The sequence below is a fragment of the Chitinophagales bacterium genome, assembly GCA_040877935.1.
Taxonomy (GTDB): Bacteria; Bacteroidota; Bacteroidia; order Chitinophagales; family CAIOSU01; genus JBBDNB01.
On the sequence record JBBDNB010000015.1, the window covers coordinates 1 to 19613 of the forward strand.

Consider the following 19613-nt stretch of genomic DNA (forward strand, 5'->3'; position numbering starts at 1 on the left):
TTATATCAACATCTTTTTTGTTGATATCCAACCCTTGATTCGCATTAATAATAAATTTTCTTCTTTTGAATTATTTTGAACATTTATTTTTACCCAAAATACAGATTTTGTGATCATTAAATTTGGCACTTTTTGATCACTTGTAATGAAATTGTTCTCTTGGACAATATCATTAAAATCCAATTGTTTTGTAGAGTCTTCTATAATCCCAATATGTTCCCCGGTAATTTTGACATTTTCTCCATCATAAGTAAAAGTCTTAACTTCTGACTTAAGTGCGCTTGAAAAAATAAATATAATAAATAAAATTTGTAAAAGTCTCATTATTCAGGTGTTTTAGTTTTAAAACCTGATATTGCAACTTTAAACTAAGACGCTGATATTAAGGTTGTATTTAACATTTATTTTCCCTTTATTTCCAGATTCTATTCTAAATTGCTCAGGCTTATCTCTTAATGATAACATTGTAGTTTTGTTATACGGTAAAGCCCATGATAATGTTTTGGAATTAAGTATCATTACCCTTGCAATATAGTCTTTGGTTGGAAATAAAAACTCACCATTATTACCCAAAGTTCTTATAACTCTGTATCCTAAGCCTCGTAGCATTTTGATTGTATGATCTGAGGATAATGAGATTAAGGTATCTACTTGAACTTGACTAGTAATTACTACTAATGCTCTTAATAATACATAACCTAATCCTCTTCCAGCAATTTCTCTAGTATTCCACAGACCACATAGCTCACCTAAATTTTTTGTTCTGTTTTTCTCTATTATTTTGAAAATTTTATCATCTAAATAACCCACGCTATTTTCAATGGGGAGCTTATAATTGTAATCATATCTATGTAATTTAACCCCTCCTAAAATTTTATTATTATATTCTGCAATTACTCCAAAAACATTAGGATTTTCAATCCATTCTATTTTAGCTGAACTAATGGGCTCTACTCCAAAACTTCTTAAAGCATCAATATGTCCTTTGTAAAACTTTTGGCAAGTTTCAGGCTCATCAATAGCTCTAAATGCCCTTATTGTAATTGGTTCAGTCATTTTTAGTATTAATTATATTCCAAAACCTCACTTATTGGCCTTCTCAATGATTTTACTTTTGGTTCCTCTGCTACTAGCAATCGGAATAAAAATACAGGGTATTGATTTTCTGAAATTGAAAGCAGTTCATAAAGATCATTCTTGATAGCTTGTAGTGTTTTAATTTGATCACTTTCCAAATTTTCTCCATTTCCAGTGATTAAGCGGTGAAGCATAAAAGTCAGACCGGTCATCGGTTGGAAAGCTATTTTTTGCTCATTGGCTCTCAGCCATAGTCTTTCGAGTGCCCTGCCTCCATCAAAAAAATCTTCAGAATCTGCGCCAGTCATTGTTAATAATCCCATTGCAGAAGCACTAGCAACACCCTTTTTTGAAAGCTTTTCGAAAGCACTGCCTCCACCCCATTTGTTAAGAGTACTTACTACTGACCAGTTTTTAGCAATCTTAAAACCTGCAGCTTCTCCTGCACTTAAATCAATGGTTGCTAAATCAACTCCATCTTTTGTCTTTTCTGCTTCTTCTGGAGTCCATCTGATTTCATTGATAAAACCATGATGACCTTCTTTATGTGTTATAAGTAAGCGATCAATTTTAGCAATCAGAGTCCCCAGTTGATCCATTTTTGATCTGTCGGTTAAAAAATGAATGTCAGCACCCTGAATACTGCGAGCAGTATTTTTTAAGAATTCTAATTTGTTATGTTCTATAGGTGCAGGTTTCCTAAGTAAACGGTTGGTCAATCTTATATCAATTACTTTAACCAAATCATCAAACTGATGAGCAGTTGTATTTGCATTGCTGATTTTAGGTTTGAAAAAGCGGAAAACAGCAGCAAGAAACGGTTGTTTATTATCTGGAAATTTATCAACTTCTACTTCTAAATTCAATTCATGAGCCTTTAATATCAGGTTTTCAGCCGCAGCTCCGAGACTTAGGTAAGATCCAGCAGCAGCATAATCCAAAAAAGAAGTTGCTCTCTTGTTGTCAAGAAATAAATACAAATTTTTATTATTATAAATCCATTTCCAAGGCTGGTTATTTCCGCCAGATGGTGCCCATATTGCTGCTTTTACTAATTCCTTGATCAGAGCTTTATCAATTTCGAGTTGCCCGAATTCAGCCTGAAGTTTTTTGAAATCTGTTTGGCTATCGAATGTTTCTTCCTCATTTTTCTCATCAGATCCATCAAGGAAACTATAAGCATTATCAGAATTAATAATTTCATTCAAATCAACGAAAAACCGTCCGGATGAATTGAGTTCTCCAAGAGCAATTCTTCTGCATACGTTAGCAGAAATCGCTCCGCCAAGAATTACATCAGAGGCCAGTTGTGGCCAGGTAGTAATGCTTTGCTCAACTTCCAGCATGGAAGCCTTCAAGCGATCAGACATCGTATCCAATCCAATCATAGGAAGTATGTAGGGTACTTTTTCTTCGTTGCTTAGCCCTTTGAGTTTTGACGGGTCATTTTCTAAATGATCTATCAATCCATGCAGTATGGGGCGCTCAGGTTCAAGGTCGAAGCGCTCAATATCCAACATCCCCCGGTCGCTGGTTTCCATGATTACCGGCACTTTCAATTCTTTTGCTTTTTTCCGGGCCAGGATTTTAATATCCAATCCATCGCATTCATCCAGTACCATATCCAATTTTCCGCCATCCAGAAAAAATGATTCGATATTTTCTTCTGTAATCCCTTCGTGAAAACACTTTACATTTAAAAAGGGGTCGATTTCCGCTATTTGCCTCGCTGTAGAAATAGTTTTTAACAAACCAAGATCTTGTACTCCTGAGCGAATCCTGTTCAGGTTGGACAATTCCAGTATATCAAAGTCAGCGATGCGCAACTCTCCATAACTGCGCTCCATAGAAAGCGCAATGGCTACTGATTGCCCGACTGAAAGCCCCAACACACCAATCTTTTTTTTGGCAAGTATTTCCCGCTCTTCGGGCATAATCTTGAATTGATTTCTATTGGTTCTTACTGCTTTATATTCTTGCTCATCCAGTATATGTACCAATTTGTTCAGCCAGGGATAATAGACCCAAACCCCGTATTCTTCCGGGGGGGTATCTCCGCAATATTTATTTGCTTCAGCATCCAATTCTTCAGAGGTGAATTTGTGTTTTGGGTGCTGGGATTTAATCAATTCCCGTAATTGTCCATGCAATTCATCAGCAATGCGCAAATCAGGATGCTTCAATAGTGCTTCGAAAGCATGGCGGTCTTTCTCGTGGGACAAATTGAAAAAGTCGGGTTTGTAAACCGTTTTATCCTTGTAAGACTTTTCGAGAAGGCTGTTTAAACTTGTTTGTAATTTGCTCATTTTAATCTGACTCTGCCTCGCAACTATACTTGTGCGTCTCCTGACCCTGGCTATAATATAATTATCGCAGTATAGTAGCTTTGAAATTAAGATTCAAGTTTAAATCAGGGGAAATTATTCATGGATTTATTGTCAAATTATGCACAATAACTTCTTGATAAGTACTTTTTTGTAAGCACATTAATGAAATATAGAACAGTTGTGCATTTAGGTGTTTTTGTGCATTTCAACTTTAGATATATCCACAAAACAAACTAGGTTGCCAACAATTACATGCTGGTTATCAATATATTGAGGTCAATTATCAACAGTAAAAATAGTTTGGTGTTGGCAATTTAAATTCGAATATTTTCGTAATATACGTAAGTTTAAAGGCGTATGTTTTGTATGTGATAGAATCATCCTGCTTCAATTGATCTATGTAACCAGAGTGCTTTTTTAACGTATAAACACTTGTATAAAATTTTACGCAATCGGAAGATTGTATAAACCTAAGAATAATTAAGTGATGAAAGACGATAAAATAAAAGTGTTGTACGTAGATGATGAAGTGAATAATCTACAGGCTTTTAAGGCCAGTTTCAGAAAACATTTTACTGTATATACTGCAGATTCACCTGAAAAAGGCACAAAAATACTGGATAAAGAAGAAATACATGTTGTTATTACTGATCAATATTTGAAAGGGATTTCCGGTGTGGATTTTCTACAATCGATTATTGACAGTCATCCTGATCCCATTAGGATATTACTGACAGGTTATGCTGTAATAGAAGATATTATTGAAGCCATCAACAAAACACATATTTATGCCTATATCAACAAGCCCTGGGAAACAGATCAGTTACTTGAAATAGTGAATGATGCCTATGCTGTATATCAAAAACGTTTGGAGCAAAAAAACATGCTCGTGAATTTGCAACGCACCAATGAGCAACTGGAATTTATGCTGCGCGAAAAGCTGGTTTCCTAAGCCATATTCAGGCTAAATATAAGAATAGCAATAAAGCACCGGTAAAAATTTACTGGTGCTTTGTTTTTTGCTGTGCGGTCAGTTTTATTTTTGTTTCTTCCCGTCTTTATACACAGCATGAAGGGTTTCCCAACGCTGAGGCTCAATATTGGAATCAGAATAAAACAATCGTTTTGACTGGATTACAGCCACAGGTTTTTTAAGCGCAACAGATTGTTTTTTCGCATCTTCCATTGCTTCATCAAGGGAAACAAATTTACATTGGTAGTGCTTTTTTTTCATGTTTGATTATTTATTATTCGTGATTGACGTTTGCCTATATGTCATTAAAAAGGGCAAGATACAGCATCTATAGCACAGAAGCAAATTATATTATACATGCATATTTATGTTTAATTTAAAACGATCAATTGTCTCTTTAAATATTTTTACTCTTGCTACCTGTTTTTATTATAGTTATAAAGTGATATCCGTTTCAAATATAGCTATTTTAGGTTTATAATTAAATGCATAATTAAGAAACAGTAAAGTTTTTTAGTTGAATATACCCTATTCTATACAATAATTTTTCAAGCTTATATTTTAATACATTACTCATAGTGAATGTCATCACCATCATTTCCGGTAAAACCATTATTGCCATCACTATCATCAAAATCGGCATTGCTTTCCACATGAATGCCATTTCTGGCACTGTAATTCACGCTTGAATTGCCCATTTTGAACAGGGAAGATCCATCGAGGTAAATAGCCCCTTCTCTATGTTGATAGCCCCCGCCATAACTTACATCTACATACTGAAATTCATTATTGGTATTGTTTGAATTATCAAACAGGATATAGTCCCAATAGCCTTTAGATTGCTGATCTCCTGAAATGTTAATTCTATTATTGGCACTTCCTATTGCTTTTAAGGAAGCACCACTTCTTACGGTAATTCTTGCCCCTGCACCCATTAAAATTTCTGTACCGGCTTCTATTACCACATCTGATTCTATATTGGAAGATCCGTTTAGCTTATAAGCACCGGATACTTTTCTTACGGTAAATGGTTGACTTGATGTGGCTCCATCTACTGAGATAGTATTATAGGTATTGCCTGTAGAAAAATCCGTATTGGCATCCATATAATCGGTTTGATGAAGGGCATCAAGGTGAATGGGATGCTGGCCACATTCGGTAAATGTATTGTTTTCAAAGTCATCAAGACGGGCATCAGTGTCATCTACGAAAAGTCCGAAGCGTGCGCTTTTAGTGACTTCGGAATTTTGCATGATAAGCCTTGAACTTCCATCCAGAAAAACTGCTGCTTCTGTGTGTTGATAGCCGCCACCATTGCTTATTACTGTGTGGATCAGTCTGTTGTTTAAATTATTGGAGTTGTCAAAACGAATATAATCCCAATAGCCTTCAACATCTTGTTCACCTATAAAATAGATTTTTTTGGAAGCAGTACCGCTTGCGTCTAATGAGCCTTCAGCTTTTATTATGATTCGCATACCTGATTTCATAACGATTCGTACACCTGGCTCTACGGTAACTGCGGCATCAATCGACCAGTTTCCATCAACAAAATAGTCTATCCGTTGTGGATCCTCATATATGTTTTCAAGTGTCATTGGGGCATCCGTAGTGCCACTGAGGTACTGTGTTTCAGCTCCCTCATCCTGATTGCCTTCCCCATCGTCTTTAAGGCAGGCACCAAAAATTAAAAGGAAAGAAAAACAAATAATCAGGATAAAATTTAACTTATTAACTTGCTTAAACATAACTTTGATTTTAATAATTTTTTAGAATTTAACACTTTAACATACAGGCAAATATAAAAACTTTGTGCCTGATTTTAAAGAGAACTCTATTTTTTAAAGTGTATTTATAATTTTACAAAAACAAACTTACAAAAATGCCTTTAGTCTATTACCTGTGGCCTGCACTTTTAACTGTATTGATCGCACTTCCGCTCTTGGTCTTTTCCTGGTATTTTTATGATATCGCTTTCTGGGAAAATTGGTTGCCTGGTGAGGCCGGCAAGTATGAAGAATTTTGCGAGAGAAACCGCATGGACCGTTTGATTCGTGAACCGAGCAATACTTTTTCAAACCTGGCATATGTGTGGCTGGGCTTCCAGGTTTTGGCATTTGCAATTTGGGATTTTCGCCAAAAAATAAACAAAAACAGATTGCAGCAATGGCCTTTGTTATCAGTTGTTTTTGCACTTTCATTGATTCTTTTGGGCGGGGGGAGTTTTTTCTATCATGCCTCCTTAAGTGCTATTGCACAGCGCTGGGATATGACAGGGGTGTATTCCATTATGGCATTTTTATTGGCTTACCCGGTTTTTCATTTTTTTCCGAATCGCAAAAATTTCCTTTTGGGAATAGTGACAACTCTACTTCTTGCCGATTTGCTGTTGTACATCTATAAATGGTCTTTAAACGGTTTAGTAGTTTTACCGGCTTTTATCCTAATTGTTGTGCTTTTTATTGTGCTTGATCAAGTTTTAAGAAAGCCACAGCGCAATATGAAATGGATATTCAGCGCCTTATTTTTCCTTACAGCAGCTTTTGTGCTTTGGTATTTGGATCGTGAAAATATTTTATGCAATCCCGACTCCTTATTTCAGGGACATGCACTGTGGCATTGCCTTACCGGTTGGAGCAGTTTTAGTATTTATATGTTTTACAGGTCGGAATCGGGGAGGTAAATTGAGTTTTAATGAATTGATTACACCACCATCAAATTACAGCCTCGTACCTCAGAATAGTCCATACGGCCTTTGACTTCAAAGCTGTAATCACTGTTGACAGTCCCCAGGTCTTGGGTTTCAATAAAGGCACAGGAAAAAATATTGGCCAGGTCTATTACATTTAAAGCTCCACTACCACTCGGATATTTCTCAAAAGGATCGTAAACGGAACGCGCCAGAATACGCAAATAATCAGGAGGGTAAAACAATTCCCCACCCCTTGTATAGGCCTGCGAGAGCATTTCTGTCATCCCGTATTCAGAATATATTTTGTCTTTTTGAAAAGCTTTTTTGAGTTCATCATGCAGGGCTTCACGGATCATTTCCTTTCGCCTGCCTTTCATGCCTCCTGTTTCAAGGATTTTGATCTTGCCTAAATTCTGCGGGAATTTTTCAGCCAAATCCAATAAAGCAAAACTTACGCCTATCAGCAGGGTATTTTGCTTTTGTCTATTCAGGAATTTTAATTTTTGATCGAGTGCTTTAAGGTCATTCAAATAAAAACCGGAATGTGTATTTCCGGATGCCTCTATCCACTGTTGTACCATATATACCAGGGATGCCGATTGCCTTTCCAGGTAGGAGGGCAACAGTGCTAGAATTGCCCAATCCTTAATTTTGCCAAAAGCATTTTCAAATCCTCTCCTTCCTGTCCAATGATAAATTTCAGAGGAGGCTACATAATGTTTGCTTCTAGTTTGTCCTGAAGTACCGCTGCTTTCAAAAAGCAATTCTGCTGTTGTGTTTCCGGAGATTATTTTGTGCTTTTTAAACAATTCGATGGGCAAAAAAGGTATGTCACATAAGTTGTTTATCTTTTCGGGCTGAATTTTGAGCAAGCGCAGGTATTCAGAATATATCTGGCAATGAATGGCCTGCCAGCGGAACAATTCCAATGCCTTTTGAGCGAAATTATCTGCCCGAATACTTTCAAGCCATTGCAAGGCGTTTTTCGAATGGAAATTCTGCATTTGTGCCAAAGTTCTGTAAATAAATTGAATCCGGATATAACCCGGAATATCATCGCAATAAATTTTGTAATTTCGATACACTAAGTTTTATTTATTCCAATGAAGTATTTTTTAACTCTTTCTGCTATTGTAATTTTTTTCTGGTCGGCCTGTGTATCTCCGCCAAGTTATCCACTGGAGCCTGAAATTGATTTCCTCAGTTTTTCAAAGGACACGATCAATCAACTGGACACTTTTTCAATTCGCATCAGCTTTACCGATGGTGATGGTGATTTGGGATTCCAGGAATTTAATGCCGAAGAGTGTGATCCCTGTGACAGCAGTTGTTTTGAGCATCCTACAGTAAGTTTATTGTTGATTGATGGCAGAACAAATTGCCTGGGGAGTTTCAATCTTCCATTTGTCCCAGAAAAGGGTAATTCCCGATCTATTTCAGGTGAAATATATTTTGTACCAAGTTCTGTGTGCTGTTTACCGCCATCGGGCTTAGCCTGTGCTCCCGATCCGGATTATCCTTTGGATAGTATTACATACTTTGTGCAATTAATAGATCGTGCAGGAAATTTAAGTAACAAACTGGAGCTGCCTCCTGTTTATGTGCGCTGTATATAAACAGTAAAGGGCGACTGTTAAGCCGCCCTTTGTAATTAAAAACAATTTGTCACCACAAAATATAATGCTATTTCAGTTCAAATTTTCCTGCAAAAATATTGCCCTCGCCACTCACTTTGTAGAGGAATACCCCTGAGTCAAATAACCGGGTGTCAATCGATGCCCTGGCATCTTCAAAATCTTCATAATGACCAATCGCCAATCCATTGACATCGTAAATGCTTAGTTTATATCTTTTGAAATTAAGGTTGAAAAAATTCACCTTAATATCGGATTCGTTGTCAGTGATTTTTACTTTTATTCCCGGATGGCTACTGTACTGAGTTTCGTCCACTTCAGTTCTGATTCCCAAATCTTTGGCCATTTCCATTACATCAACATCTTTGTCATTCTTATTTGATTTGTCGCTTGCCTTGTCGGAACTGGTAAATGCAGAGAACAATGCTGCAATAAACAGTGCTGAAAATGTTAGCGATAGATACTTTTTTAACTTGTTAGTTTTTAAAACCATTGAATTGAATTTTTTGAAGAATGAACTGAATAAAAACCTGTTTTTTTATCGAAATGCATACATAATGTACTACAACGCTGTGACATTGTCAAGCGTATTTATTTTTTCTGAAAAACCATATACCCCGGATTATGCAATTTTCTCAATTACATAAAGCGGGTTCATCCTTATCATACGGATTTTACCGCTTTTTTGTTTTGTTTTGAAAGCGTATTTTGCTTTTATAATTTATTTGTGATGAACACAGAAGAATTCAACCAATTAATTGCCACTCGCAGATCTACCTGGCCACTTCAGTTTGAAGCTAGTGCAAAAATCCCCGATTCCATAATTGAGCAAATGCTGGAAAACGCCAATTGGGCGCCAAATCATGGGAATACAGAACCCTGGCGTTTTACAGTTTTCACAGGGGAAGGGCTAAAAAAACTGGCCGATTTTCAAGCTGAAATATACCGCAAGCATACGCCTGTAGAAAAATTCACCCAAAAGAAATTTGATAAACTATCTTCTTTTCCGCTACTGGCTTCCCATGTTATTGCCATTGTCATGAAAAGAGGCAACAACCCTAAAATTCCTGAATTGGAAGAAATGCTGGCAGTTGCCTGCGCTGTCCAGAACATGTATCTCACGGCTGCTGCTTATCAGGTCGGAGCCTACTGGAGTACAGGCGGTGTTACCTTCAATCGATCAAAGGAAGTACTTGATTTCTTTGACCTGGGCAGTGAAGACAAGCTGCTGGGCTTTTTCTATGTGGGAAAAATCAAAAAACCAACACCAAAAGGCAGAAGAAAACCTATTGAGGATAAAGTGGAATGGGTGAGGTGAGGGGATTGATGGAATAGTGGAATGATGGGGTCTTGGAATGTTGCAGTTCTGGATTATTGGAGATTAAAATTGATCCTGCCAATTACCGGACTTCATTTTTGACTGTAATGATTTGATTAGCTTGATTAATGCATTTTCAGTTTTAAAATGTAAACTATCAAGTTCGTTAAAGGTCTCTTTAGAAATTTGATTGGCTCTATAAAAACTAACAATGCACGAATGGTATTCGCCAGATGACCCTAATGCGTAGTTGAGAAAATGTAGATATTCGCGAATACTTTTTCTGGAATAACCTTCAGCAATATTTCTGCTAATACTATGGGCTGCATCAATACAATTACCCATTGTTTTTTTCAATTCAAATGGTGCATTAGTCAAGTATTTACAGCTAAGCACATATAAATCAACTGCATCATTCCAAACTCTCAGTTGTTTAAAACCCCTATTGATATTTTTCCTTTCCATTATTCCAATTTTCCATTTTCCAAATCCATACAAATTAAACAAAATTTGTTAACACGAATAATTCAAATCAGAAAAACCAAAAACAAAAAAAGGCAGAAGCACTCATTGAAGCACCTCTACCTTATTCTATAGTAATAATAAATATTTTCTAAAACCTTTCCAATTCAGAGAAGAAGAATCCTGCCTCAATAGCAGCATTTTCATCTGAATCAGATCCGTGTACGGCATTGGCGGCAATGCTTTCGGCATACAGTTTTCTGATGGTTCCTTCAGCAGCTTCTTCGGGGTTTGTTGCTCCAATCAAAGTCCTGAAATCTTCCACTGCATTGTCTTTTTCAAGAATAGCAGCAACAATAGGGCCGTCACTCATGTATTCCACCAATTCGCCATAAAAAGGACGCTCTTTGTGTACTGCATAGAATGCCCCGGCTTCTTCTTTGCTCAAGCGGGTATATTTCATCGCTTTTATGCGAAAGCCTGCAGCATTGATTTTGTCTAAAATTGCACCGATATAGTTCTTTTCCACTGCATCGGGTTTGATCATTGTAAAGGTTAAATTTCCAGCCATGTTTTGTTTTTTAATTTTGGCGCAAAGCTAAAGCTTTTGCAGCTTTATTCCATGAAGTTTTATTACTTTGCCCTTCTTTCAGAATTTCAAAAATAAATATGCGACAAGATATCAAGGCCCTCGGCAGCCTTCTATTACTTTCAAGGGAAATAGTGATTGTGACACATGCCAATCCCGATGGAGATGCGATGGGATCAACGCTTGCCTTAATGAGATATTTAAGGAACCAGGGCAAAAGAGCTTATGTGATTACACCCACACCCTACGCCTCTTTTTTGAAATGGCTGCCCGGAGATAAAGATGTTATAGTCTATTCTTATCAGCAGGAGCTGGCAAAGAAAAAAATAGAAATTTGTGACCTGGTTTGTTGCCTGGATTTTAATGCCCTGCACCGCATCAATGAATTGGGAGAGCTCATCGAAAAACGGGATGTTAAAAAGGCTGTAATCGACCACCACCTTTTTCCGGGAAAATTTCAGGATGTATTGGTATCCAATACCAAAGCATCATCAACTTGCGAATTGATCTATGAAGTCATTGAGCAATTAACAGGCTCCGATGCCATTGATGAGGAAATTGCCAATTGTATTTACACTGGTATATTGACCGATACAGGTGGCTTTCAATTTTCATGCACTACTCCGCGGGTTCATCAGATAGTTGCTGATTTATTGCAAAAAGGGGTGAAACCCGATATTGTGCAAAACCGTGTATTCAATAGTTTTAATGAAAACAGGCTGAAATTATTAGGCCATTGCCTGAGCAATAGAATGACTGTTTATCCTGAATACCATGCGGCCATGATTTACCTTACTAAAGAAGACTGGGAAAAATTCAATGTAAAAGGAGGAGATACCGAGGGAATTGTCAATTATCCGCTGAAAATGCAGGATGTTTATTTTTCCTGTTTCATTATTGAGCGCCCAGATCTGATTAAAATGTCTTTCCGCTCCAAAGGTGATTTTGATGTCAACAGTTTTGCGGGAACAAATTTTGAAGGTGGTGGGCATGCCAATGCTGCCGGGGGAAAATCCCAGGACAATCTTGAAAAGACCATTGAAAGGTTTGAAAAAGCACTTCCGGCTTACAAAGAGAAATTAAATACTGTCAATCTCGGTTGATGTTTTCCTGCAAGCAATCATGAACTAATTTCAGGCAGTGCATTTTTTGTAATTTTGACTCCAAAATTTTCAACTCATGAAGTATATCCTGCTTTTTATTTCTGTTTTATCAATTCATTCTTCATTAATGGCCCAAAATTTTTGTGGTTTCGGCCAGGTTACAGAAGACATGATGCGGCAAGACTCTGTTTATGCACAGCAAGTGCAACAGTTCAGACAGAATATTCAGCAGCAGCTGCAGCAATACAGGAACCAGCATTCAGGTTCCAGGGCAGTACGTACCATTTCAGTGGTAGTACATGTAGTTTATAATACACAAGCTGAAAATGTACCACAAAACGAGATCGACAATATGATCAGTGTGCTGAATGAAAATTTCAGAAAGCAAAACACCAATCTGGGCTTTCCCCGTCAGGCATATGTTCCAATAGCTGAAGATGCTGAAATGGAATTTTGTCTTGATCAAACAATCCGTGTCAATACTTCCAAAACTTGTTTTGATTACAATACAGAATCCAGCGATATGAAGTTTTCAAGCAGCGGGGGTTCTGATGCTGTAAACCCCAGTCAATTCCTCAATATCTGGATTGTGGATATATGCAATACACAATCCAATGGAATTGGTGGCTATGCCATACTGCCCACTCAGCAGGTTGTGGGTAGTGCTTATGATGGTATAGTTCTGGAATACACCATCGGTTTCAATCAGGGGCAGGGCAATGCACTTACACATGAAGTTGGTCATTATTTTGGTCTTGAACATCCCTGGGGCAGTGATGCCAATCCAAGCTGTAGTACCGATGATGGTTTAAATGACACTCCCAATACCGATGGGCCAAATCTCTGTCAGCAATCAAACAGTTGCAATACCCCTGCACCTGGGGATATGTTTGAGAATTTTATGGATTATTCGAGTTGCACCAATATGTTTACCATAGAACAGGCCGATTATATGAACTTAGTTCTGGATGGATGGCGTTCAGGGCTTTTGAATTCCAGTGGCTGTAGCAGTACCCCTACTGCCCCGGTTGCAGATTTCAGCAGTAACAAACAAAATATCTGTTCGGGAGAGTCTGTTGATTTTTCAGATAATTCTAATGGAAATGTAACATCCTGGTCCTGGACATTTTCCGGTGGCAGCCCCTCTTCATCTTCCCTGCAAAACCCTTCTGTTACTTATAGTTCACCCGGAACCTATGATGTGACACTTACTGTGAGTGGTCCAAATGGGAATGATTCGGAAACCAAGACAGCCTATATTACAGTCTCCGCTTCTCAAAGTCTGCCGCTGACAGAAGGCTTTCAAAACACGACTTTTCCGCCAGCAAATTGGGAGCTCCTGAATTTTGACAATAGTTTCACATGGGAGCGTACTACTGCTGCAGGTGGATACGGCCAAAGTTCTGCATCAGCATTTATTGACAATTACAATTACGATGCTTCAGGCAACCAGGATGTATTGTTCACACCCAATTATGATTTCTCCAATGTCGGGAATGCATATTTAAAATACGATTATGCTTATGCCTACTATGGACAAACACAATATTCTGACACCCTGATTGTAGCCTTTACAGATGATTGTGGTGAAACCTTTTATGCTTTAACAAGCTCCGGAGGAAGTGACCTTGCTACTGCGCCTAACAATACCAGCTCATTTGTGCCCGGTTCCGGAGATTGGGAAACCGATAGTCTTGATATCAGCTTTTTGGCAGGAAACCCCAATGTGCAATTTGCTTTTATCAATGTGAATGGATTTGGTAATAACTTGTACCTCGACAATATCAATATTGATCAAGTTATTACAAATGCGCCTCCCACTACTGATTTTACGACATCATCTACAACTGTTACAGTCGGCTCTCAGGTCAATTTCACTGATCTTTCATCCAATGCACCTACCTCCTGGTCATGGGCGTTTTCAGGTGGTACACCCAACAGTTCATCGCAGCAAAACCCTTCAATAACCTATAATACCCTCGGTACTTTTGATGTATCACTTACTGCAAGCAATGCTTTCGGTAATGATACAGAAACAAAAACTGCATACATTACAGTAGTGGACAATGCTACCGGAAATTGCGACACTTTACAAAATTTTAGTTCTAGTGATACAATAGCACTTTATACTTCTACAGATAATAACAGTATTCCTAATGGTTATGTAGCTGGCCATAATGGCTTTGGGGATCTTGCAAAAGCAGATTTTTTTCAGGCCAGTGCAGGAGATCAACTGAGTCAGGTATCCTTTCTTTTTGGTATTGGAAAGCAGGGCGCTGGAACTGCTACAGTAGAAGCCAAAATTTGGGATGCGGATGGAGCAGGTGGTACTCCAAATACAGAACTATCCAGTCAGAATATACCATTGAGCAGCATTGTTTCTGCAGTTAGTAATAATAACCTTATCACTATCCAGTTCCCTGCCGCTATTACCCTAAATGGAGATTTTTATGCAGGAATTGAATTTACTTATGGCAATGGAGACACTGTAGCTTTATATACCAACCGAATTGGCAATACCACCCCCGGAACTGCCTGGGAAAAATGGGATGATGGCACGTGGCACAACTATAGCGATGGATGGCAAGTTGATTTGGCAAATATTATTATACCTGTTGTGTGCGAGCCATCTGTTGGGAATGCGCCAGTAGCGGATTTTTCAGCCAATACCACCTCTGCATGTGAAGGAAGTAACATTCAGTTCACCGATCAATCTACTAATAATCCCACAAGTTGGAGCTGGGTTTTTCAGGGGGGTACTCCTTCAAGTTCATCTCAGGAAAATCCATCGGTGACCTACAGCAATGCCGGTACTTATGAGGTCTCTCTTACGGTTGACAATGCAGACGGTTCGGATACCAAAACAGAAACTGCATTTATCACCATAAATGCAGCTCCGGATATTTCAGAAAACATTACAAACCTTTCCTGTAATGGTATCGGTGATGGTGCAATTGACCTGACGATTAGTGGTGGTTCATCACCCTATAATTTCTCCTGGTCAAATGGAGCTCAAACTGAAGATGTTTCAAACCTGAATGCAGGAACTTATTCCGTAACTGTTGCCGATAATAATGGCTGTACAAACAATAAAAGTTTTAATGTAAGTGAACCTAATGCCATTATAATAACCGGTAACATTAGCGATGCAGACTGCAACCAAAGCAATGGAAGTATTACAGTGACCGTTAATGGAGGTGTTTCTCCATTCAATTATGCCTGGCAGGGTGGTGGTTCCGATTCGACACTCAGCAATTTAGCAGCAGGAAATTATACCGTTACTGTAACGGATGCCAACAATTGCAGCAACAACAGGACATTTTCAGTGAACAATTCCGGGGCTCCTTTAATCAATATTCTTAAAACGGATGTTTCCTGTGCCGGGGCTGAAGATGGAGCAATTAATGCTGAAGTCAATGGAGGAAGTCCTCCTTATACTTTTTTATGGTCAGGTGGAGCAACTGATTCATTGATCACAAATATTTCCGGGGGCAATTATGAATTGACTGTAACCGATGCCAACAACTGCCTGGCAACAGTCAATGTCAGTTTATATGAGCCCGATACGCTTGTTGCTGTAATTACTGGCAATAAACCTTCCTGTGGCAATAACAACGGTTCACTTACTGCAAACCCACAGGGTGGTACACCGCCTTATTTCTTCACCTGGAGCAATGGCAGTAGCAGCGATACACGCAATAATCTTTCAGCAGGGAGTTATGACCTCACGCTTACAGATTCTGAAGGGTGTACTGATATTGTAAATTACAATCTCAGTGCTTTCAATGCTCCTTCACTTTCATTGAACGCGAACAATATTACATGTAGTGGTACTGGCGGTGAAATCACAAGCAATGTCAGTGGTGGATCAACCCCATATTCCTATCAATGGAGCAATGGTGAAACAAGCCCCGCCCTGGATAGCCTAAGTCCCGGAACCTATGTGTTGACGGTAACGGATAATGCGGGATGTGCCGTTTCAAAATTTGCAACCATCAGCAGTGACGGGCCTGTTATCGATTACAGCAAATCAGATGTGCTGGCCTGCTTTGGTGATAATAGTGGAAGCATCAGCCTGCAGGTGAGTGGTGGAACACCAGCTTATGATTATACATGGAGCAACGGGCAGGGTGCTGAAAATCTAAGCGGACTTACCGCAGGCACCTATACCGTTACAGTCGAAGATGCTGCCAATTGCCAGAAAACAGAAAGTATCACTGTTTCACAACCCGATTCCCTGGCGATTTTGTTAAATACTTCTGATGCCGATGCCGGGGCTGATAATGGTTCGGCCTATGTTGAGGTAGATGGCGGAACGCCTCCCTATTTCTACAACTGGAGCAATGGAAACAATGACAGCACGGCTACCAACCTTGTTGCGGGTAATTATTCACTTACTGTTAGCGATGCCAATGCCTGTAGTGAAGTTTTTAATGTTAAGATAGGGACAATCAATTCAATCGAACTTGCAGATAATAAGCTGAGTTGGGAACTGTATCCCAATCCTGCAAGGGATGTACTTTATGTAAAAGCAGGGAAATCAATAGTCCCGGATGTTGAAATCAGGGTTTTCAGTGCTATTGGTACAGAAATAAAAACTAAAATTGATACCAATGCAAATGCAGAATACCGCATTGATTTGGACCGTTTCAGCCAGGGTTTATACTTGTTGGAGCTCAGATACAATGGACAGCGCTGGGTGAAAAGGTTTGTGGTGGCGAAGTAGGTTCTTTTATAGTGAGGGGTGATGATATCAATGAAAAAATTACAATTTCACTGTATCACTTAATCCATGGTTGTTAGGTACTGGGTTTTATCCTGTTTTTATTTTGTTTTTGTTCAAAATATTTAATGATTTCCTCTGGACTTAAATGCATAATGTCCTTGGTAATTCTGTCCCTTTGTTCTCGCATGAATTTAACAGCATCAAAGGTTTTTTTTGTCGTTTTTTTAGTCTTCATAGTTTATTAGTTCTCTTGGTGATCGAATGTCAATCTGTTTATAACCTTCTGCAAGATTTACTGAATTGTAGCCAATTATTCTAACAACATTCACAATATGTTTGAAATTCCAACTCACTAAAATATTTGCGTTGTGGATTGTTGCCAGAGCAATATGCAGGCAGTCGGTAAATGATGTAATTCCAACAACTTTTTCGTCAAGATATTTTTTTGCCAAATTCACGGTTTCTACATCGGATTTCACAAATTCGATTGAGTTTTTCGGCAACGAATTTACTATATCCTTTACGCTGTCAGGTGCAAATTTCAGCTCATCTTCGGTTATGTTTGAGTAAATAATATCAAACTCCGAATTCTTTATCCGTTCAAATAAGGGTTCGGTATATTCTTTGAACTCCTCGTCAAAAAGCCCACCAAAAACCGAAGTATCCAAATATATTCTCTGTTTTTTCATTTCTTAAATTTAAGGAATTTAACAGACTAATGAGTGTTGGGTTATGAGATGTATAATCAGGTTCCTTCGTTTCGATCTGGTATTTGCAACAGTAAACTTCAATGGATCGGCACAATAAACTTGAAGGTTTGGTTTTAGTCAAAGGAACAACCCTGAAAAGGTTTTTTTATAATTATATTCAATCAACTGATCAACCAGCCAGCTAACCCACTAATCAAATTTACCTACCTTCACAGGCAATAAGTCCACTATTCAGATGAATTTTCTCTCCCACTATTATTTTGAAAAAAATTGCAGTCCTGAATTTTTAGTGGGATTGATTTTGCCCGATTTGTTTCCTGGCTTCAATCAAAAATTGAGGCGAAATATACGGGAAACTGCCCCGGGTTTAAAGTCCGGTTTGGAAATAAGAAAGGGAATTGCCTGTCATATCCGGCAAGATAAAGCCTTTCACAGTTCAGGTTTTTTTCAGGAGAGAGAAATTTATTACAAAGCGCATTTGCATTTGCCGAGTTTTGAAAAAGAACGATCTAGACCCTATTTGTTTCGACATATTTATCTGGAAATGTTGATGGATAGAGTGTTGATAGTGTACAAGCCCAAACATGGGCCCGAATTTTTTGAAAAGCTTGCTTTACTCAAAGCAAACCACTTGAGCAGTTTTTTTAAAGAGATTGACAGAGCAAAGGAAGTGATTGATTTTTTTGCTATATTTAATCACTTTTTGAGCAGTAAATTTTTATTGAACTATATTGACAATGATTTTTTTATAAAAGCGTTAATCAGATCGTATAAGCGGGTGGTACCTTATATTTCTTTTGACAATTCTGATTTAAAAGCGCTGCATCTTTTCTTGGAAAAAGACAATAAAGCTTTTGAGCTGGAAATCATACGCTTTTTTAATAAATTTGAGTATTAAACTACTGCGGCCTATGTATCTCAGATACACTCTTGTCTTCCTTTTAAGTTTTCTTTTTTTGAGTGATGTAAATGCACAGGTGCGCAAATACAGCAATGAATTCCTGGCCATAGGAGTGGGTGGACGCGCACTGGGAATGGGCAATGCCAATGTATCGCTGGTGGATGATGTAACAGCCGGCTATTGGAATCCCGCAGGGCTAACACGCATAGGAGATGATTTTCAAATCTCGGTAATGCATGCTGAGTATTTTGCCTCTATTGCCAAATACGATTACGGTGCCATTGCTGCTCCGCTGAAAGGAAAAGACAAATTCCTCAGTTTTTCATTTATTCGACTTGGAGTGGATGATATTCCCAATACCTTAGAATTGATAGAGCCTGATGGAACGATCAATTACGACAATATCAAATCCTTTTCCGTGGCCGATTATGCTTTTATTACCAGCTATGCGCAAAAAACTAAAATTAAAGGGCTGAGTATTGGCGGTAGTTTTAAATTGATCTATCGCACTGCCGGTTCATTTGCTACAGCCTGGGGCTTTGGCCTGGATGCCGGGATTACCTATGAGATCAAGAAATTTCGTTTAGGATTAATGGCAAGAGATGTAACAGGTACTTTCAATGCCTGGAGTTTTTCTTTTACTGAAAGAGAGCAACAGGTACTGCATCAAACCAATAATATTATTCCAGAGAATTCGCTGGAAGTTACCGTACCGCGATTTATTGCAGGAGTTTCCTATGAATTTGATATAAAAAATAAATTCTACATAGTGCCCGCTTTTGATATAGAAATGACCACTGATGGAAAACGAAATGTAGCATTGAAAACCAATACCGTGAGTTTTGATCCTAAATTTGGTTTAGAACTCAACTATCTTGAAATTGTTTATCTGAGAGGTGGAGTCAATAACATTCAGAAATTGACAGATGAAAGTGGGAAATCAAGAACTTCATTCCAGCCGAATGTTGGCGTGGGAATTCGGATCAAGACTTTTGATATCAACTATGCCTATACCCGCATGACTACTGAGAAAAACACTTTGTTTACCCATGCAGTGTCTTTGAATTTGGGAATAAACCGCAAGAAGAATAAGTAAACCAA

General features: G+C 38.3%; 19 protein-coding genes. 8 read left to right on the forward strand and 11 right to left on the reverse strand.

All coding sequences use genetic code 11. The annotated features are described in order from the left end of the window. The 3 genes from WD048_03615 to WD048_03625 are packed head-to-tail and all read right to left on the reverse strand — an operon-like array spanning position 1 to position 3383. Positions 1-324, reverse strand: a complete 324-nt coding sequence (locus WD048_03615; protein ID MEX0811279.1) for a 7TM-DISM domain-containing protein — start codon at positions 322-324, stop codon at positions 1-3. A 39-nt stretch (positions 325-363) separates the two neighbouring features. After that, positions 364-1056: a GNAT family N-acetyltransferase gene (locus WD048_03620; protein ID MEX0811280.1), complete on the reverse strand. Its 693-nt coding sequence runs from the start codon at positions 1054-1056 to the stop codon at positions 364-366. Between the two features lie 8 nt (positions 1057-1064). After that, the gene (locus WD048_03625; GenBank protein MEX0811281.1) at positions 1065-3383 is read right to left on the reverse strand and encodes an Rv1355c family protein; all 2319 of its coding nucleotides are present in this window, start codon (positions 3381-3383) and stop codon (positions 1065-1067) included. Positions 3384-3891: 508 nt separating this feature from the next. Here WD048_03625 and WD048_03630 point away from each other — a divergent pair. Continuing rightward, positions 3892-4356: a response regulator gene (locus WD048_03630; protein MEX0811282.1), complete on the forward strand. Its 465-nt coding sequence runs from the start codon at positions 3892-3894 to the stop codon at positions 4354-4356. A gap of 84 nt (positions 4357-4440) precedes the next feature. Here the strand turns inward: WD048_03630 and WD048_03635 are convergent, their stop codons facing one another. Beyond that, positions 4441-4638 (reverse strand): hypothetical protein, encoded by a 198-nt coding sequence (locus WD048_03635; protein MEX0811283.1) that lies wholly within the window; start codon positions 4636-4638, stop codon positions 4441-4443. Between the two features lie 308 nt (positions 4639-4946). Next, positions 4947-6125 (reverse strand): hypothetical protein, encoded by a 1179-nt coding sequence (locus tag WD048_03640; GenBank protein MEX0811284.1) that lies wholly within the window; start codon positions 6123-6125, stop codon positions 4947-4949. Between the two features lie 134 nt (positions 6126-6259). Between WD048_03640 and WD048_03645 the strand changes: the two genes are divergently transcribed. Then, a complete protein-coding gene (locus tag WD048_03645; protein MEX0811285.1) occupies positions 6260-7060 on the forward strand; it encodes a ceramidase domain-containing protein in 801 nt (266 codons plus the stop codon). A 20-nt stretch (positions 7061-7080) separates the two neighbouring features. Here WD048_03645 and WD048_03650 read toward each other — a convergent pair whose 3' ends face one another. After that, positions 7081-8073 carry an acyl transferase gene (locus tag WD048_03650; GenBank protein MEX0811286.1) on the reverse strand — a complete coding sequence of 331 codons (993 nt, stop codon included), beginning with the start codon at positions 8071-8073 and terminating at the stop codon, positions 7081-7083. 99 nt (positions 8074-8172) lie between these two features. On the opposite strand from WD048_03650, the gene WD048_03655 reads away from it, so the two are divergent. Continuing rightward, positions 8173-8685, forward strand: a complete 513-nt coding sequence (locus tag WD048_03655; GenBank protein ID MEX0811287.1) for a hypothetical protein — start codon at positions 8173-8175, stop codon at positions 8683-8685. A 67-nt stretch (positions 8686-8752) separates the two neighbouring features. Here the strand turns inward: WD048_03655 and WD048_03660 are convergent, their stop codons facing one another. Further along, positions 8753-9196, reverse strand: coding sequence for a hypothetical protein (locus tag WD048_03660; GenBank protein ID MEX0811288.1), 444 nt, complete (start codon positions 9194-9196; stop codon positions 8753-8755). 237 nt (positions 9197-9433) lie between these two features. Between WD048_03660 and WD048_03665 the strand changes: the two genes are divergently transcribed. Next, positions 9434-10021 (forward strand): nitroreductase, encoded by a 588-nt coding sequence (locus WD048_03665; protein MEX0811289.1) that lies wholly within the window; start codon positions 9434-9436, stop codon positions 10019-10021. 63 nt (positions 10022-10084) lie between these two features. Here WD048_03665 and WD048_03670 read toward each other — a convergent pair whose 3' ends face one another. Both WD048_03670 and WD048_03675 read right to left on the reverse strand, forming a co-directional pair. Further along, positions 10085-10486, reverse strand: coding sequence for a four helix bundle protein (locus WD048_03670; GenBank protein ID MEX0811290.1), 402 nt, complete (start codon positions 10484-10486; stop codon positions 10085-10087). A gap of 148 nt (positions 10487-10634) precedes the next feature. Then, positions 10635-11054 (reverse strand): nucleoside-diphosphate kinase, encoded by a 420-nt coding sequence (locus tag WD048_03675; GenBank protein MEX0811291.1) that lies wholly within the window; start codon positions 11052-11054, stop codon positions 10635-10637. Positions 11055-11152: 98 nt separating this feature from the next. On the opposite strand from WD048_03675, the gene WD048_03680 reads away from it, so the two are divergent. Next, on the forward strand, positions 11153-12175 hold the full coding sequence (locus WD048_03680; protein ID MEX0811292.1) for a DHH family phosphoesterase: 1023 nt from the start codon (positions 11153-11155) through the stop codon (positions 12173-12175). A 76-nt stretch (positions 12176-12251) separates the two neighbouring features. Then, complete coding sequence (locus tag WD048_03685) at positions 12252-16901, forward strand: PKD domain-containing protein (protein MEX0811293.1); 4650 nt, start codon at positions 12252-12254, stop codon at positions 16899-16901. 73 nt (positions 16902-16974) lie between these two features. Here WD048_03685 and WD048_03690 read toward each other — a convergent pair whose 3' ends face one another. Then, a complete protein-coding gene (locus WD048_03690; GenBank protein MEX0811294.1) occupies positions 16975-17136 on the reverse strand; it encodes a hypothetical protein in 162 nt (53 codons plus the stop codon). Next, a complete protein-coding gene (locus tag WD048_03695; GenBank protein ID MEX0811295.1) occupies positions 17126-17590 on the reverse strand; it encodes a PIN domain-containing protein in 465 nt (154 codons plus the stop codon). The genes WD048_03690 and WD048_03695 overlap by 11 nt, the downstream gene beginning before the upstream one ends. A gap of 256 nt (positions 17591-17846) precedes the next feature. Here WD048_03695 and WD048_03700 point away from each other — a divergent pair, with 256 nt between their 5' ends. Together WD048_03700 and WD048_03705 are read left to right on the forward strand one after the other, a co-directional pair. Further along, a complete protein-coding gene (locus WD048_03700; GenBank protein ID MEX0811296.1) occupies positions 17847-18509 on the forward strand; it encodes a hypothetical protein in 663 nt (220 codons plus the stop codon). A 58-nt stretch (positions 18510-18567) separates the two neighbouring features. Then, entirely contained in the window at positions 18568-19608 is a 1041-nt protein-coding gene (locus WD048_03705) for a PorV/PorQ family protein (protein ID MEX0811297.1), read from the forward strand. The last annotated feature ends 5 nt before the right edge of the window (positions 19609-19613 follow it).

Excerpts from the sequence above, each read along its gene's own strand:
- WD048_03615 (MEX0811279.1), bottom strand. The coding sequence starts at position 324 with ATGAGACTTTTACAAATTTTATTTATTATATTTATTTTTTCAAGCGCA.
- WD048_03620 (MEX0811280.1), bottom strand. The coding sequence starts at position 1,056 with ATGACTGAACCAATTACAATAAGGGCATTTAGAGCTATTGATGAGCCT.
- WD048_03625 (MEX0811281.1), bottom strand. The coding sequence starts at position 3,383 with ATGAGCAAATTACAAACAAGTTTAAACAGCCTTCTCGAAAAGTCTTAC.
- WD048_03630 (MEX0811282.1), top strand. The coding sequence starts at position 3,892 with ATGAAAGACGATAAAATAAAAGTGTTGTACGTAGATGATGAAGTGAAT.
- WD048_03635 (MEX0811283.1), bottom strand. The coding sequence starts at position 4,638 with ATGAAAAAAAAGCACTACCAATGTAAATTTGTTTCCCTTGATGAAGCA.
- WD048_03640 (MEX0811284.1), bottom strand. The coding sequence starts at position 6,125 with ATGTTTAAGCAAGTTAATAAGTTAAATTTTATCCTGATTATTTGTTTT.
- WD048_03645 (MEX0811285.1), top strand. The coding sequence starts at position 6,260 with ATGCCTTTAGTCTATTACCTGTGGCCTGCACTTTTAACTGTATTGATC.
- WD048_03650 (MEX0811286.1), bottom strand. The coding sequence starts at position 8,073 with ATGCAGAATTTCCATTCGAAAAACGCCTTGCAATGGCTTGAAAGTATT.
- WD048_03655 (MEX0811287.1), top strand. The coding sequence starts at position 8,173 with ATGAAGTATTTTTTAACTCTTTCTGCTATTGTAATTTTTTTCTGGTCG.
- WD048_03660 (MEX0811288.1), bottom strand. The coding sequence starts at position 9,196 with ATGGTTTTAAAAACTAACAAGTTAAAAAAGTATCTATCGCTAACATTT.
- WD048_03665 (MEX0811289.1), top strand. The coding sequence starts at position 9,434 with ATGAACACAGAAGAATTCAACCAATTAATTGCCACTCGCAGATCTACC.
- WD048_03670 (MEX0811290.1), bottom strand. The coding sequence starts at position 10,486 with ATGGAAAGGAAAAATATCAATAGGGGTTTTAAACAACTGAGAGTTTGG.
- WD048_03675 (MEX0811291.1), bottom strand. The coding sequence starts at position 11,054 with ATGGCTGGAAATTTAACCTTTACAATGATCAAACCCGATGCAGTGGAA.
- WD048_03680 (MEX0811292.1), top strand. The coding sequence starts at position 11,153 with ATGCGACAAGATATCAAGGCCCTCGGCAGCCTTCTATTACTTTCAAGG.
- WD048_03685 (MEX0811293.1), top strand. The coding sequence starts at position 12,252 with ATGAAGTATATCCTGCTTTTTATTTCTGTTTTATCAATTCATTCTTCA.
- WD048_03690 (MEX0811294.1), bottom strand. The coding sequence starts at position 17,136 with ATGAAGACTAAAAAAACGACAAAAAAAACCTTTGATGCTGTTAAATTC.
- WD048_03695 (MEX0811295.1), bottom strand. The coding sequence starts at position 17,590 with ATGAAAAAACAGAGAATATATTTGGATACTTCGGTTTTTGGTGGGCTT.
- WD048_03700 (MEX0811296.1), top strand. The coding sequence starts at position 17,847 with ATGAATTTTCTCTCCCACTATTATTTTGAAAAAAATTGCAGTCCTGAA.